The following is a 15542-nucleotide window of genomic DNA, read 5'->3' as shown; positions in this document are numbered from 1 at the left end:
GCAGGTGTGCGCGGCGAGCCGGAGCAGGGTCCGCAGGCCGACGCGGACCTCGGACGCGTAGGAGCAGGGCGCGCGGCTACTGCAGGCCTTCGTGGACGCGTTGGAGCAGGGCGTGCAGTTGCTCCCGCTCCTGCGGGGCCAGCGGGGCGAGCAGCTCGTCCTGGACCGCCGTCGCCTCGGAGAGCTGGTGGTCCAGCTCCGTCCTGCCCGCGTCGGTGAGTTCGACGCTGGTCCTGCGACGGTCGGACGGATCGCGGGCACGCTGGACGTACCCGGGCGCCGCCAGCTCGTCCAGGACCTTGACCAGGTCGCTCGGGTCGATGCCGAGCCTGGCGGAGAGGCCCCGCTGGGAGTCCGGCCCGAAGTCGGCGAGCGCCGCCAGCACCGCCATGTGCGGCATGCGCGACCCGCGGGCCGCCAGCCCGGCCGCCATCCGCCCCCTGGCGGCCTTCCCGGTCCGGGACAGCAGGTACGTGCTGAGCGCGAGCAGGCTCGGCGGCAGACCCTCCATGGCGGCCACTGTACGACCCTCCGCCAGCGGCACGAACGTGACGGATGCCCTCTACGATCACCGCAGCACGAACGGGACGGATGCCGCCTGCGACCGCCGCAGCACGAACGGGACGGATGCCGCCCACGATCGCCGGGGCGCGAGGCGCCCCCACGCGCGCTACCGAACGGCGTACGGGTCGCGGCCTTCGGCGACCGCCTGGAACAGGCTCCTGGCGTAGACGTCGGAGGCCCGGTGCAACCCGTGGCCGTAGCTGACTCTGGCCACCCCCAGCTCGGCGAGCCGGCCCGGCAACGGCGCCCCGGGGCGGAACAGGATGTTCACCGGCCCGCCCACCTCCTCCACCAGCGCCCCGATCTCGTCCTCGTCGCCGAGCCCGATCGGATACACGCAGTCGGCCCCGGCGTCGAGGTAGAGCCGGGCCCGCTCGAGCGCGGCCTTGCGGGTCCCGTCGCCGTGGATGTACGTGTCGACCCTGGCGTTGATCACCAGCCCAGGTCCGGCGGCGGCCCGCACCTCGGCCAGGAAGGCGGCCTGCTCCTCCGGCTCGACGAGCTCGTCCGTGCGCGGGTCGGAGTCCTCCAGGTTGCAGCCGACGGCGCCGGTGGCCGCCAGCCGCTCGGCCAGCTCGGCAGGGGCGAGCCCGTACCCGCGCTCGACGTCGGCGGTGACGGGCACGTCCACGGCCCTGGCGATGCGGGCCACGGCGGCCATCATCTCGCCGACGGGCGTCGCCTCCCCGTCGTCGTACCCGAGCACCCTGGCCACGGCGGCGCTCCCGGTGGCGACCACCGGGAACCCGGCCTCCCGCACGGCCCGCGCGGAGGCGGCGTCCCAGACGTTGGGCAGCACCAGCGGCGCGCCGGGCACGTGCAACGCGCGCAGCACGGCCGCTCTGTCAGTCGTCATGGCAACGACCCTAGGGCCGAGGTGGCACCCGCCACAGGTCCATTACCGCCCGGAACCGCCAAGCCACTTCGGTCCGCCGAGGCGAACCACCTGGGACGCGGTCCCGAGGCGTGCCACCCAGCGGGGGCGTCACCTGCGGCGGCCGAGTGAACCCAGCCGGTCGGCGGCTGAAGCGAGCCGGCCGGCGTCCCGGGAGCCCGCTTTCAGCAGCCGCTCTTCGCGCACTGGCCGTCGAGCATGCCCCCCACTCCGTCGGCCAGGTTGTCGGCCGCGGGGTCCTGCGGGGGCTTGGAGGGCGAGGACGTCGACTTCTTGCCGGCCCCGGTCTGGGCCGTGTCGCGCGTGCCGGTCCTGACCGAGCCGGTGTCGGAGCCGCTGTCGGCCCTGGTGTCGCCGCCTTCGGTGACGGCGTCGGACGGGGTGCCCGCGTCGGGCGCGTCGGTGACGGCGTCGCCCATGGACGCCTCCTCGTCGTCGCCCAGCGCGTCGCCCTGCGTGGCCCGGGCGCCGCTCTCGGTGGGGCCGGGCCGCCCGGCGGGCTGCGAGACCTGGGCCCCGTCGCCTCCGGCGAGGACGAACCCGACGCCACCCGCGGCGAGCACCGCCACGAGCGCCGCCGACGCGATGGCGATGATCTTCTTGTTGTTCCTCCGGGCCGCGGAGTCACTGCGGTGACTCGGGCTGTCGCCAGGCCCGGTGAGAATCTCCTGACGATCGGGCTCGGTCGAATCCTGCATGGTGGTACGGCTCCCTGCGGTCGTATCGGGAAAGCTCGCCGGCTTCCGCGGGTGATGGACCACACTAGCCGCAACAGTGGAATGCTCGCACACCCATCACAAAGGAATCACGACTTGTCCCCCCATAGATCTATTCGGCCAGCTCGCCGGGGTCGCCTGACGGCAGTGGCGGGCGTGACCGGGGTGCTGGCCATCGCCGGGCTCGGCCTTTTCCTGGCATTCACGACGCCTCATGTGCGCGAGGCGAAAAGATCAACTGAATTCGATCAGGAAAGCCCGTTTACCAGTGGTTCACCGAATGCCTGGATCTCCCTCGCACCGCCCGCTGTGACATCTCTGTCAAACGGACAAGCGGGCCAGGCGCCCTCTCCAGCCGCGCAGCCGGACTCACCGGACGACCACCGGGACACGGCCGGTCCCTCAAAGGCCCCGAAGGCGGTCAGCGCCCCGAAGGCGATCAGCACTCCTGAGGCGGCGGGCGCCCCGGAGGCAGTCAGTTCCCCGCGACTGGTGGACGCCCCCGACACGGAGAACCGCCGGAGCGAGCATCAGCCGACTCCCACGAGCAGCAAGGCGTCCGAGAACCCCACGCCCGAGCCCGGCGCCCCCGTACAGCCCCCGCACCCAAGGGCGACTGCGGACACGCCTCCGGCCCGCCTCAGCCCCGACCCGTGCGCGACCATGCGCGACTTCCGCCGCGACTACTGCTACCGCTTCCTCGACGGCCTCACCCGCTGACCGCGCGTGCCCTCGCCAGGACGCGCGGCCAGGGTGGTCAGCCCGTCGAGCAGCCGCCGGCGGCCGGCACGGTCGCCGGGCGGCCGATGGTGGGCATCCCCAGCAGAACTCCCGAGCCCTTGGCCGGAGCCCCCTGACGGGCCTCCCAGGCGTCGCCCGCGCGGGTGCGCCTGACCTCCGACACCGGCCCGTCGGCCACGAGGTGGTGCGGAGCCGCGTACGTGACCTCCACCGTCACCATGTCACCGGGGCGCGGCGCGTGCTCGCCGACCGCGAAGTGCACCAAACGGTTGTCGGGCGCGCGACCCGACAGGCGGTTCGTGGCGTCGTCCTTGCGGCCCTCGCCCTCCGCGACCAGGACCTCGAGGGTCCGCCCCACCTGCTTCTTGTTCTCCTCCCACGAGATCTCCTCCTGTAGGGCGACCAGGCGCTCGTAGCGCTCCTGGACGACCTCCTTCGAGACCTGGTCGGGCATCGTCGCCGCGGGCGTGCCGGGGCGGATGGAGTACTGGAAGGTGAAGGCGTTGGCGAAGCGGCTCTGCCGGACGACGTCGAGGGTCTGCTGGAAGTCCTCCTCGGTCTCGCCGGGGAAGCCGACGATGATGTCGGTGGAGATCGCCGCGTCGGGCATGGCGGCCCGGACGCGCTCGATGATGCCGAGGTAGCGGTCGGCCCGGTACGAGCGCCGCATGGCCCGCAGCACGCGGGAGGACCCCGACTGCAGCGGCATGTGCAGTTGGTGCATGACGTTCGGGGTCTCGGCCATGGCGGCGATCACGTCGTCGGTGAACGCGGCCGGGTGCGGCGAGGTGAAGCGGACCCGCTCCAGCCCCTCGACGCTGCCGCAGGCGCGCAGCAGCTTGCCGAACGCGAGCCGGTCGCCGAACTCGACGCCGTAGGTGTTGACGTTCTGGCCGAGCAGCGTGACTTCCAGGACGCCCTGGCCGACCAGGGTCTCGACCTCGGCGAGGATGTCGCCGGGCCGCCGGTCCTTCTCCTTGCCGCGCAGCGACGGCACGATGCAGAAGGTGCACGTGTTGTTGCAACCGACCGAGATCGCCACCCAGGCCGCGTAGGCGGACTCGCGCTTGGTCGGCAGCGTCGACGGGAAGACCTCCAGCGACTCCTTCAGCTCGACCTGCGCCTCGCCCTGGATGCGCGCCCGTTCGAGCAGCACCGGCAGCGAGCCGATGTTGTGCGTGCCGAACACGACGTCCACCCACGGCGCCTTGCGGACGATCTCGCCCTGGTCCTTCTGCGCCAGGCAGCCGCCGACGGCGATCTGCATGCGCGGGTTGCCGACCTTGGCAGGACGCAGGTGGCCGAGATTGCCGTAGAGGCGGTTGTCGGCGTTCTCGCGCACGGCGCATGTGTTGAACACGACCACGTCGGCGGTCTCGCCGTCGGGCGCGGGCACATAACCGGCGTCCTCCAGCAGCCCTGACAGGCGCTCGGAGTCGTGCACGTTCATCTGGCACCCGTATGTGCGCACTTCGTACGTGCGGGCGCTCTCCTGGGTCACAGTCATCGCACATTCAAGGGTAGTCGTTGTCCGGATCCCGACTCGCCACCCTTCTAAAAGTCCAGCTCGGTGGCAGGATGTAATCGGATCGGTACCACCTGGTTAGTGACCGTCGTCCTATCGCCCCCTAGGTTGCTATCCATGACGGAGAACGGGGACGCCACTCCACTGGTAGTGTTGGAGCACGTCAACAAGCACTTCGGGGCGCATCACGTCCTGAGGGATATCAACCTGACCGTCTCCCGTGGCGAGGTCCTGGTCGTGATCGGCCCGTCCGGCGGCGGCAAGTCCACCCTCTGCCGGACGATGAACCGGCTGGAGACCATCGACGGCGGGCAGATCATTTTCGATGGCCAGCCTTTGCCGGAAGAAGGCAGGGCGTTGGCTCGGCTCCGCTCCGAAGTCGGCATGGTGTTCCAGTCGTTCAACCTGTTCGCGCACAAGACGATTCGTGAGAACGTCACCCTGGGCCCCGTCAAGGTTCGCAAGACGGCGCGCGACGCCGCCGACAAGCGGGCCATGGAGTTGCTGGAGCGGGTGGGCATCGCAGCGCACGCCGACAAGTACCCGGCGCAGCTCTCGGGAGGGCAGCAGCAGCGGGTGGCCATCGCCCGAGCTCTCGCCATGGATCCGAAGATGATCCTGTTCGACGAGCCGACGTCCGCACTGGACCCCGAGATGGTGCAGGAAGTCCTGGACGTGATGATCGGCCTTGCTCGCGACGGGATGACGATGGTGGTCGTGACCCATGAGATGGGCTTCGCGCGCAGGGCCGCCAACCGTGTGGTGTTCATGGCTGACGGCCAGGTCGTCGAGGAGAACACCCCTGACGAGTTCTTCACCAATGCCCAGACCGACCGGGCGAAGGACTTCCTCTCGAAGATCCTCACGCACTGAAGCCGACACCCCTGAGAAAGATTGAGGTAACGACTATGCAGATGCGTCGTACGGGAGCCGCGTTCGCCGTCGCGGCCCTCGCGGTGGGCCTGGCCGCCTGTGGCGGCGGAGGCAGTTACGCCAACGTCATGGAGAAGATCAAGGGTGCCAAGGAGATCACTGTCGGCACCAAGTGGGACCAGCCGAGCCTGGGCCTGAAGAAGGGCGGCGGCGACCCCGAGGGCTTCGACGTCGACATCGCCAAGTACATCGTGAAGGAACTGGCCGGCGGCCAGGACGTGAAGGTCACGTGGAAGGAGTCGCCCTCGTCCAACCGCGAGGCGCTGCTCCAGAACGGCACCGTCGACATGGTCGTGGCCACCTACTCGATCACTGACGCGCGCAAGCCCAAGGTGACCTTCGGCGGGCCGTACGTGGTCGTCCACCAGGACACCATGGTCCGCGCGGACGTGGCGAACATCAACAAGGCGACCGATCTGAAGGACAAGCGCATCTGCCAGGCGCAGGGTTCCAACTCCTACAAGCGGATCACCGACCCGCCGCCGGACGGCAAGCTGAACCTGCCCGCCAAGCTCGTGGGCGCGAGCAGCTACTCCGAGTGCGTGCAGAAGCTCAGCGGCGGCAACCTCGACGCGGTCACCACCGACAACCTGATCCTGGCCGGCTTCTCCTCCCAGGACCCGGGCAAGTACAAGCTGCTGAACGACCCCTTCACCGATGAGAAGTACGGCATCGGCCTGAAGAAGGGCGACAAGACCACCTGCGAGGCGGTCAACAAGGCCGTCGCCAAGATGTGGCAGGACGGCACCGCCACGCAACTGCTCCAGAAGTGGTTCGGCAAGACGGGTCTGGAACTCCCCACCTCCGCCCCGCCGGCCGAGGGCTGCGCCTGATCCTCACGCGTGCGGCGGCCGGTGATCCGGCCGCCGTCGCTCTTATCAGTGGAGCACCGTGGACGAACTCATCACATACGGGCCCGAACTGGCTGTCGGGTTCCTGAACAACCTCAAGCTCTCCCTGGTCATCGCGGTCTTCTCGCTGATCGTCGGCACGATCCTGGCCGCCATGCGGGTCTCGCCCACCCCCGTCCTGCGTGCGGCGGGCACGGCCTACGTCAACGTGGTGCGCAACACCCCGCTGACGCTCGTCCTGGCCTTCTGCTACCTCGGGCTCAGCGACACCCTCGGGCTGATCTTCTCCCATGAGGAGCCGCTCACCAACTCGTTCTGGCTGGCCGTGCTGGGCATGTCCGCCTACACGGCGGCGTTCGTGTGCGAGTCGCTGCGGGCCGGCATCAACACGGTGCCGATGGGCCAGGCCGAGGCGGCGCGGGCGATCGGGCTGACCTTCTTCCAGTCGCTGCGGCTGGTCATCCTCCCCCAGGCGACCAGGTCCGTCATCGCCCCCCTGGGCAGCGTGCTCATCGCGATGATCAAGAACACCACGGTGGTGGCCGCCGCGGGCTACACCGTGGACGTCGCCAACGTCATGAAGACCACGTTCGACACCACGGGCGTGTCGATCCCCATCTTCCTCGGGATCGTGGCCGCGTTCGTGGTGCTGATCCTGCCCATCGGCTACTTCTCCGGGTGGCTGGCGAAGCGAATGGCGGTGGCCCGGTGACCGTGCAAGCATCCGTCCTCTTCGACACCCCCGGGCGGCGCGGACGCCTCCGCAACCACCTGGTCACCGCTGTGGCCGCGCTGGTGCTGCTGGCGGTCCTCGCCTGGGTCGTGCTCAAGCTGAAGGACAAGGGCCAGCTCAACCCCGACCTCTGGGCGCCGTTCTTCACCGCCGACACCTGGGTGAACTTCATCATCCCCGGTCTCCAGGGCACGCTCACGGCGGCCGTGCTCGGCGCGGTCTTCGCGCTGCTGTTCGGCTCGGTCTTCGGCATCGCGCGGCTGTCGGACCACCGCTGGGTCAGGATTCCCGCCGGAGCGGTCGTGGAGCTGTTCCGGGCCATCCCGCTGCTCCTGCTGATCTTCTTCATCTGGTTCCTGTCCCCCAACCTGTTCGGCGGCGGCGACTACGCGTTGTTCGCGATCGTCCTGGGCCTCACGCTCTACAACGGGTCCGTGCTGGCCGAGGTGGTCAGGGCCGGCATCAACGCGATCCCACGCGGGCAGTCGGAGGCGGCGTACGCGATCGGGCTGCGCAAGAGCGGCGTCATGCGGCTGATCCTGCTGCCGCAGGGCATCACGACGATGATGCCGGCGGTCGTGAGCCAGCTCGTGGTGCTGCTCAAGGACACCGCGCTCGGGTACTTCATCGTCTACGTCGACCTGCTCAACATGGGCTTCAAGAACCTGCCCTCCGTGTATCCGGGGACGAAGCTCGTGTCGGCGATCGTCATCGGCGTCATCTACATCGCCATGGCGATGGCGCTCAGCTCGTTCGCCACCTGGCTGGAGAAGCGCAGCCGCCGCAGCCGCAAGTCGTCGGCCAAGCCGCTGGAGCCGGTGGCGTTCGTCGGCGTCGACGGCGGCGGGGCACCGCCACCCTGACAGACGTCAGCGGGAAAGAGGCGGTCACCGGAGTCTGGTGACCGCCCCTCGCGTTCGGCGATCTTCCGGCAGGATTCGGCTATGCCCTTCTGGCCGTCCCCCATCTCCACCTCCGACGTCGCCCGTTCCGGGCTCCGCCTCGGCTGGCCGAGCGTGCTCGGCGAGCAGGTGTGGTGGACCGAGGACCGTCCCGACGAGGGCGGGCGCACCACGATCGTGCATCGCGCCGCCGACGGCGCCCGCCGTGAACTGCTGCCCGCGCCGTGGAACGCGCGCACCCGCGTGCACGAGTACGGCGGACGCCCCTACGTGGTCACGCCCGCCGGCCAGGTGGTCTTCGCCCACTTCAGCGACCAGCGGCTCTACCTGCACGGCGACGAGCCCGTCCCGATCACGCCGGGCGACGGCGACCGCCGGTACGCCGACCTGCTGGTCCACGGCGACGAGGTGTGGTGCGTGCGCGAGCGCCACGCCGACGGCGAGGTCACGCGGTCGATCGTCGCGGTGCCGCTCGGCGCGGGCGCGGAACGCGAGCTGGTCACGGGCCACGACTTCTACGCCTCTCCCACGGTGTCGCCCGACGGGCGGCATCTCGCCTACGTCTGCTGGAACCACCCCCAGATGCCGTGGACCGGCACCGAGCTGCGCGTCACCCGCCTGGCCGACGGCCACTCGTGGACCGTCAAGGGCGGCCCCGCCGAGTCGGTGCTGGCCCCGCAGTGGAAGGACGACTCGCGCCTCTACCTGGTCTCCGACCAGTCCGGCTGGTGGAACCTGTACGAGATCGACGTTCACGGCGGCTCGTCCCGGGCGCTGCATCCGGCGGAGGAGGAGTTCGCCGCGCCGCCGTGGACCCTGGGCGGCCAGCCGTACGCGGTGCTGGGCGACGGGCGGCTCGCGGTGCTGCACGGGCGCGGTGACCTGCGCCTGGGCGTGCTGGATCCGGAATCGGGGCAGCTCACCGAGCTCGGCGTGGCCCGCTCCGGCTGGGATCCGGCGCTGGCCGCCGACGGCACGAGGCTGGTCGGTGTGGCGTACGGCGCGGCGGAGCCGAGAGCGGTCGTCCGCGTCGAGACGGCGACGGGAGCGGCCGAAGAGCTCAGGCGCGACGGCGGCGCGCTGCCGGACCTCGCCTATCTGCCCGTTCCCCGGCCGGTGGAGCTGCCCGGCCGGTCCGGGCGGAGGGTCCACGCCTATCTCTACCCGCCGTCGAACCCGGTGGCGGATTCGGAGACCCCGCCGTACGTGGTGTTCGCGCACGGCGGGCCGACCGCGCACGCCGTCGCCGCGCTCGACCTGGAGAAGGCGTTCCTGACCTCGCGCGGCATCGGCGCCCTGGACGTCAACTACGGCGGCTCCACCGGCTACGGCCGGTCCTACCGCGACCGGTTGCGGGGCCAGTGGGGGCTGGTCGACGTCGAGGACACGGTCGCGGCGGCCGAATGGCTGGCGGCCGAGGGCCTCGCCGACGCGTCCCGGATCGCGGTGCGCGGCCGCAGCGCGGGCGGCTGGACCGTGATGGCGGCCTGCTGCCGGTCCGGTGTGTTCGCGGGCGGCGTGTCCTACTACGGCGTCAGCGCGCTCGCGCCGCTGCGGGCGCACACCCACGACTTCGAGTCCCGTTACGTGGAATGGCTGGTCGGCCCTGAGGACCCGCTGGTGTACGCGGCCCGCGAGCCGCTCGCCCTGGCCGACGGGGTCTCCTGCCCGATGCTGCTCCTGCAGGGGCTGGACGACCCGGTGGTGCCGCCCGAGCAGTCGACGGCGTTCGCCGACGCGCTGTCGGAACGCGGCGTGCTGTGCACGTACCTGGCGTTCGACGGGGAGTCGCACGGCTTCCGGCGCACCGAGACGCGCGCCACCGCGCTCGCCGCCGAGTTGGCCTTCTACCAGCAGGTCTTCGGGTAGCCTCCGGCGGGCCGTCACCGTGTGCCTATCGCCCCCGACAGCGGGTCAATTATGGATATCATGATCGGAATATGGACGATTCGCTCGGCAGTGCGTACCGCCTGGTAGAGATCGTGGGCGAAGGCGGAATGGGCACCGTGTGGCGGGCCCTCGACCGCCGGACCGGCGAGCAGGTGGCGGCAAAGCTCCTGAACCCCCGGCTGGGCGCCGAACCTGACGTCGTGGCCAGGTTCGTCCGGGAACGCACTGTTCTGGTGCGGCTGCGGCATCCGGCCATCGTGTCCATCCGCGACTTCGTCCTGGAGGGCGACCGGATCGCGATCGTGATGGACCTCGTCTCCGGCGGCGACCTCGGCCAGCTGGTCAGGCGATCGGGGACGCTCCCGCCCGGCAGGGCCGCCGCGATGACCGCCTCGCTGGCGGAGGCGCTGGCACACGCGCACGAGCAGGGCGTGGTCCACTGCGACGTCAAACCGTCCAACGTGCTCGTGGACGAGCAGACCGGCGCGCTCAAGCTCACCGACTTCGGGATCTCCCGCATCCTGCACACCACCACCCTCAACACCACGGGGACCGTCGCGGGCACGCCCGTCTACATCGCGCCCGAGATCCTGCGCGGCGAGCGCCCCTCCCCCGCCGCCGACGTCTACGCGCTCGGGATGCTGCTGTACGAGCTGCTGGCGGGCCGGGCGCCGTTCGCGGGCGGGCACGGGCTGAGCGCGCTGAACTCCGCCCTCCACATGGCGCCCCGGCGGCTCGACGGGATGCCGGCGTCGCTCTGGACGGTGATCTCCGACTGCACGGCCAAGGACCCGGCCGCGCGCCCGCCGCTGGCGAAGGTGAGCGCCGCGCTGCGGGCCGCCGCAGCGTCGGAGCAGGACGCGCCGCGCCTGCCCCGGATCTCCAGGGACGCGCCGCTGTCGGAGACGGCCGTCCCCGCCGCGGACGCCATCGCTCTCCCCATCGTGGACGCCACGTCGCCGCCCCAGCCGAACGCCACCCCCGCAGACCCCGCCCGCCCCAACACCCCCTTCGCGGACCAGGGGCACCCGCCTCAGCCGCACTTAGCGGACCGAAACCACCCGAACGCCGTACTCGCGGACCGGGCGCACCCGAACGCCCCCTTCACGGACCAGGGGCACCTGCCTCAGCCGAACGTCGTCTTCGCGGACCCCACACAGCCGCCCTACTCCAACGCCCCCTTCGGGGACCGCACGCATCCGCCCCACTCGGCCGCCGCCGCACCGGGACCGGCGGGTCCGCCGGCCGGGACGCCCCGCCGCCGGACGTGGGTGGCCGTGGGAGCAGGCACCCTGACGGCCGCCGTGATCGCCGGGGTGTTCATGTGGCTGCCGAGCAGGGCTTCCGAGACGACCGGGACGCGGTCCGCCCTCGGCGCGGTGGCGCAGACCTCCCCGGTGGCGCAGCCCTCCCACGCGTCCACGACCGGCTCGGGCGCGCGTCCCACCACGGTGACGTCGTCCGTCCCGAAGAGCAGTGTGCAGACGCCCGGCCCCAACGCGCAGAAGACCGTGCGCAAGTCGACCAGCACCACCCACGCGGTGACGAGGACCCCGGAACCGCACCCCACGACCCCGTCCCCCACCGTGGAGCCGAAGCGGCCGAGACGGACCCCGACCCCCAGCCACGACCCCGTCGTCTCCACGAAGCCGGAACCTGTCGAGCGCGGCGGGTGCAGGTCCTGGTCGACGCCCTACAAGGGGGTCTCGATGAGCCCGTGCATCAAGATCGCCTCCGACAGGGTCTACGTCCAGGCGCGGGCGCGCGGCCCGGTCGGCATGGGCGTCGAGCTGTCGATCGAGTTGTACGACTCGCGGACGGACACGACCGTGAGCGTCCCGAGGACGTGCGGCGTGAAGGTCTTCGGCCGCGAGGGTGAGATGGTGACCTGCGAATGGTTCGAGGTCACCGCGTCCGCGGTGGTCGGGAAGCCGTACGTGGCCAGGGAGCGGTGGAAGCCGACGGGCGGAGCGTTCAGCGGCGGGCTGGAAAGCCCTGAGGCGAGCCGGTAGCCAGTGCCGCGTCAGGGGGCATTGCCGACATCGAACGCGTGGTGACCGGAGCCGGCGTTCGGCGGCAGCCGCTGGCGTGGCGCGGGTCGGTGCGACGACCGTCTCGTGCGGTTGGTCCGCGCTCTTCGGCCTACTTGGATTCGACCCGTCCGAGCGGGTCGGGGCCGGCCGTCAGCGCGTCACGCGCCGCCTGCCAGGCGGAATCCCCGGGGTAGAGCTGGGTGCGCAGGTAGGCCCAGGTGAGCCGCTGGACCACAGACACTCGCTCGGGGTTCTCGTCCGTGGTCTCGGCGACGTCGTATCCAGAGACCCCGCCGAGCCCGTGCTCCGCGTCAAACAGGGTGAGCAGGGACTTGGGACCCGGGGAGAGGACGTACGGATCGGCGTGCCAGTCCGGGCCCCGAACCGTCAGGTGGGCAGAGGCGTCCTTATCGCCGGCGACCACGAGCGCGGGGGTCGTCATCTCGGAGAAGTCCGTGGTCAAGAGGAAGGAGAAGTTCTCGGCCACGAACTCGGTGAGGGCGTCGCCCCCTCTGCCGGGCGCGGCAAGCAGCACACCCGCCTTGATCCGGGGCTCGGCCAGGTTCACTTCCGTTCCGTCGTGCGGATCGGTGAGCCTGGCGCCCAGCAGCAGGCTCGCGGTGTGCCCGCCCATCGAGTGCCCGGCCACGGTGACCTTGCTTCGGTCCAGGCGCCCGAGGAGCTGCGGGACGGCGGCCTCGACCACGTCGAGCTGGTCGAGGATGCGCTTCATGTCCTCGGCCCGTGATCGCCAGTACATCGGCGCCCCGGGGGTGGCGGGATCCAGGCTCAGCGTCGTGGAGCTCAGGTGGGTGGGCTGGATCACGACGAAGCCGTGCGCCGCCCAGAAGTTGGCGAGGGGGGCGTAGCCGTTCAGTGAGGAGAGGTTGTTCGAGAAGCCCTGACCGTGCGAGAGGAGGATGACCGGCAGGTCGCTCCCGGTCACGGGCGCGGAGACTCGCACCTCCAGGTCCACGGCTCGGCCGGGAGCTGACAGCACCACCGGACTGACCGAGAGGACGGGAGTGGGCGAGCCGACGGCGTCGGCTGGGTAAGTCGATTCACTCATGGTGTGTATGTCCCTTCCATGGCCTCTGCGCCGGTCTCATTCGGGCCGGCAGCGGGTGAGGCGGTCAGAGGCGTCCGGCTTCAGCTAGGCTGAAAACGGATCGCCGTTCCGGTTAATATACGGAGCAGTGTTCCGCTTCGTCAACAGCCGTCGGAAGGAGAGCGTGGTGCCCACCAGAAGCCAGTCCGGGGAGATGCCGGCCCGAGGCAAGCGGGCCGACGCGCTGCGCAACCAGCAGACGCTGCTCGCCGCCGCCGCTGCGGTGTTCGTCACCTCCGGCGTCGATGCGCCAGTCCGTGAGATCGCGGCCAGAGCGGGCGTCGGCATGGGGACGATCTACCGCCACTACCCGACTCGGGCGGATCTCGTCGTCGCCGTCTACCGCCATCAGGTCGAGGCCTGCGCCGAGGCCGGCCCGCGCCTGCTGGACAGTGCCGACTCCCCGCTCGCAGCTCTCCGTCAATGGGTCGACCTCTTCGTTGACTTCCTGGTCACGAAGCACGGACTCGCCAAGGCGCTGCAATCGGACAACAGCGGCTTCGACGCGCTACACACCTACTTCCTCGACCGGTTGGTGCCCGTCTGCGCGCAGTTGCTCGACGCCGCAGCCGACGCCGGCGAAATCAGGCCCGGTACGCACGCCTACGAACTGATGCGCGGCATCGGCAACCTCTGCATCGGACGTGACAGCGATCCCCGCTATGACCCGCGCCGACTGGTCGAACTGCTCCTTCGGGGACTACAGCGACCGCAGTCATCCTGATGTCGGCGGTCAGCCCGTATACGGCGAGGGACCGTTCGGCCCGCTCGACCTCCAGCCCCACCCCGGGCGGCAGTGAACCGAGCGCGGCGGAAAGCACCAGGACCCCGACCGAGAACCCGGACCCGGCGACGGGCGGCCAACACCCGCCCGCACGGGTCAGGCACCTGTTCGCCGCCTACGACCTACGCGAGGTCGCCAACAGGGCGAACATTGCCTGATGCGGCACTAGCGGGCGAACTCGGTGGCGCGCGACTCGCGCACCACCGTGATCCGGATCTGCCCCGGGTACGTGAGCTCCTCCTCCACCTGCTTGGCGACGTCGCGGGCGATCACCTGCGCCTGGATGTCGTCGATCGCGTCCGGCTTGACCATCACCCTGATCTCGCGTCCGGCCTGCATGGCGAAGACCTTCTCCACGCCCTCGTACGACTGCGCGATCTCCTCCAGCCGCTCCAGCCGCTTGACGTACGCCTCCAGCGACTCGCGCCGCGCTCCGGGGCGGCTGCCGCTGATCGCGTCGGCCGCCTGCGTGAGCACCGCCTCGACGGTGCGGACCTCGACCTCGTTGTGGTGCGCCTCGATGGCGTGCACCACGTCCTCCTGCTCGCCGTACCGCCGGGCGATCTCCGCGCCGATCAGCGCGTGGCTGCCCTCGACCTCGTGGGTGAGAGCCTTGCCGATGTCGTGCAGGAGCGCGCACCGCTTCATCAGCGTCTGGTTCATCTTGAGCTCGGCGGCCATGATCCCGGCGATGTGCGCGGACTCGATGAGGTGCTTCAGGACGTTCTGCCCGTAACTCGTGCGGTACCGGAGTTGGCCCAGCAGCAGGGTCAGCTCGGGGTGCATGTCCGTGATGCCCAGCTCGACCAGCGCGTCCTCGCCGGCCCTGGCGCACAGGTCCTGCACCTCCGCTCGGCTGCGGTCGTGCGCCTCCTCGATCCGCTGCGGGTGGATCCGTCCGTCGAGGACGAGCTTCTCCAGCGTGAGCCGCGCGGTCTCCCTGCGAACCGGGTCGAAGCAGGACAGCAGCACCGCTTCAGGCGTGTCATCGATGATCAGGTTGACGCCGGTCGTGGACTCGAAGGCCCGGATGTTGCGGCCCTCACGGCCGATGATCCGCCCCTTCATCTCGTCGCCGGGCAGGTGCAGCACGCTCACCACGGACTCCGCCGTCTGCTCCGCCGCCACCCGCTGCACCGCCAGCGTGACGATCTTGGTGGCCCGCTTCTCACCCTCCTTGCGAGCCTCTCCCTCGATCTCCCTGACGATCAGCGCGGCCTCGCGCTTGGCCTGGTTCTCGATCTCCTTGACCAGGTCGGCCTTGGCCTGATCGACGGTGAGCCCCGAAGCCCGCTCCAGGATGACCCGCCGCTCCTCCTCGACCTGAAGGAGCTCCTCGCGCCGGTCGGCGAGCTGGATCTCGGTCTCGGCCAGTTTGCGGTCGCGCTCGGCCTGCCGTCGGGCCTCCTCGTCCAGCCGCTGCTCGCGCTCGGCCAGCCTGGCTTCCCTGCGTTCGAGGTCGGTTCTCAGCTCCTTGAGCTCGGACTTGAGTATCCGGCTCTCCTCCTCGACCTCGCGCCGCATCCGCGCGGCGGCCTCGGCCGACGCCTCCGACCGCCGCAGGATCTCCTCGGCGTCGGACTCCGCCTTGTCACGGATCGCCCCGGCCTCCTGGCGAGCCTGCTCCAACTCGCCATGGACGGCCGCCAACTGCTCAGGCGTCGGCCTGGACGCTCCTGGAACATGGCCCGAGGTACGACGGACGACGATGAGGAGCGCGGCGATCATCCCGAAAGCCAGCAGGAGCACCGCCACCGACAGCACCACCACAAGCGGCCCCATGTGCGCCCCGCCCTCCTCGCGTCGTCAGAACTCCATACGCGGCCTCTGTTCGGGAGGGGTCACATGCGCGGCACGGAATGCCCGA

The 15542-nt window shown here is 70.6% G+C and carries 15 protein-coding genes; 9 read left to right on the top strand and 6 right to left on the bottom strand.

What is annotated here, in order from left to right; translation table 11 throughout:
- Positions 1-76: 76 nt before the first annotated feature.
- The 3 genes from ABT294_RS12575 to ABT294_RS12565 all read right to left on the bottom strand — a co-directional run bounded on the left by ABT294_RS12575 (position 77) and on the right by ABT294_RS12565 (position 2157).
- The gene (locus ABT294_RS12575; RefSeq protein ID WP_350805499.1) at positions 77-511 is read right to left on the bottom strand and encodes a MarR family winged helix-turn-helix transcriptional regulator; all 435 of its coding nucleotides are present in this window, start codon (positions 509-511) and stop codon (positions 77-79) included.
- Between the two features lie 159 nt (positions 512-670).
- Positions 671-1420 (bottom strand): isocitrate lyase/PEP mutase family protein, encoded by a 750-nt coding sequence (locus ABT294_RS12570; RefSeq protein ID WP_350805497.1) that lies wholly within the window; start codon positions 1418-1420, stop codon positions 671-673.
- Positions 1421-1623: 203 nt separating this feature from the next.
- Positions 1624-2157, bottom strand: a complete 534-nt coding sequence (locus ABT294_RS12565) for a hypothetical protein (RefSeq protein WP_350805496.1) — start codon at positions 2155-2157, stop codon at positions 1624-1626.
- A 510-nt stretch (positions 2158-2667) separates the two neighbouring features.
- Between ABT294_RS12565 and ABT294_RS12560 the strand changes: the two genes are divergently transcribed.
- Entirely contained in the window at positions 2668-2895 is a 228-nt protein-coding gene (locus ABT294_RS12560) for a hypothetical protein (RefSeq protein ID WP_350805495.1), read from the top strand.
- Positions 2896-2932: 37 nt separating this feature from the next.
- On the opposite strand, the gene miaB is transcribed toward ABT294_RS12560, so the two are convergent.
- On the bottom strand, positions 2933-4423 hold the full coding sequence (gene miaB, locus ABT294_RS12555; RefSeq protein ID WP_350805494.1) for a tRNA (N6-isopentenyl adenosine(37)-C2)-methylthiotransferase MiaB: 1491 nt from the start codon (positions 4421-4423) through the stop codon (positions 2933-2935).
- Positions 4424-4558: 135 nt separating this feature from the next.
- Between miaB and ABT294_RS12550 the strand changes: the two genes are divergently transcribed.
- From ABT294_RS12550 to ABT294_RS12525, 6 genes are all read left to right on the top strand, one after another.
- The gene (locus ABT294_RS12550; RefSeq protein WP_502912019.1) at positions 4559-5314 is read left to right on the top strand and encodes an amino acid ABC transporter ATP-binding protein; all 756 of its coding nucleotides are present in this window, start codon (positions 4559-4561) and stop codon (positions 5312-5314) included.
- Positions 5315-5349: 35 nt separating this feature from the next.
- Complete coding sequence (locus tag ABT294_RS12545; RefSeq protein ID WP_350805493.1) at positions 5350-6207, top strand: glutamate ABC transporter substrate-binding protein; 858 nt, start codon at positions 5350-5352, stop codon at positions 6205-6207.
- Positions 6208-6265: 58 nt separating this feature from the next.
- Positions 6266-6937, top strand: coding sequence for an amino acid ABC transporter permease (locus ABT294_RS12540; RefSeq protein ID WP_350805492.1), 672 nt, complete (start codon positions 6266-6268; stop codon positions 6935-6937).
- On the top strand, positions 6934-7821 hold the full coding sequence (locus tag ABT294_RS12535) for an amino acid ABC transporter permease (RefSeq protein WP_350805491.1): 888 nt from the start codon (positions 6934-6936) through the stop codon (positions 7819-7821). Before ABT294_RS12540 ends, ABT294_RS12535 begins: the two co-directional genes overlap by 4 nt.
- An 81-nt stretch (positions 7822-7902) precedes the next feature.
- Positions 7903-9729 (top strand): S9 family peptidase, encoded by a 1827-nt coding sequence (locus ABT294_RS12530; RefSeq protein ID WP_350805489.1) that lies wholly within the window; start codon positions 7903-7905, stop codon positions 9727-9729.
- 71 nt (positions 9730-9800) lie between these two features.
- A complete protein-coding gene (locus ABT294_RS12525; RefSeq protein WP_350805488.1) occupies positions 9801-11762 on the top strand; it encodes a serine/threonine-protein kinase in 1962 nt (653 codons plus the stop codon).
- Positions 11763-11892: 130 nt separating this feature from the next.
- On the opposite strand, the gene ABT294_RS12520 is transcribed toward ABT294_RS12525, so the two are convergent.
- Positions 11893-12852, bottom strand: coding sequence for an alpha/beta hydrolase family protein (locus ABT294_RS12520; RefSeq protein ID WP_350805487.1), 960 nt, complete (start codon positions 12850-12852; stop codon positions 11893-11895).
- Between the two features lie 193 nt (positions 12853-13045).
- Between ABT294_RS12520 and ABT294_RS12515 the strand changes: the two genes are divergently transcribed.
- Positions 13046-13615, top strand: a complete 570-nt coding sequence (locus ABT294_RS12515; protein WP_502912029.1) for a TetR/AcrR family transcriptional regulator — start codon at positions 13046-13048, stop codon at positions 13613-13615.
- Positions 13615-13833 carry a hypothetical protein gene (locus ABT294_RS12510; RefSeq protein WP_350805486.1) on the top strand — a complete coding sequence of 73 codons (219 nt, stop codon included), beginning with the start codon at positions 13615-13617 and terminating at the stop codon, positions 13831-13833. Before ABT294_RS12515 ends, ABT294_RS12510 begins: the two co-directional genes overlap by 1 nt.
- A gap of 7 nt (positions 13834-13840) precedes the next feature.
- Here ABT294_RS12510 and rny read toward each other — a convergent pair whose 3' ends face one another.
- Entirely contained in the window at positions 13841-15457 is a 1617-nt protein-coding gene (rny, locus tag ABT294_RS12505; protein WP_350805485.1) for a ribonuclease Y, read from the bottom strand.
- Positions 15458-15542 lie beyond the last annotated feature (85 nt).

Origin of the sequence: Nonomuraea sp. NPDC000554, assembly GCF_040300065.1 — a bacterium.
GTDB lineage: Bacteria > Actinomycetota > Actinomycetes > Streptosporangiales > Streptosporangiaceae > Nonomuraea.
The sequence above is the reverse complement of the archived record's forward strand: the minus strand, read 5'-3'. Positions and strand labels throughout refer to the sequence as shown.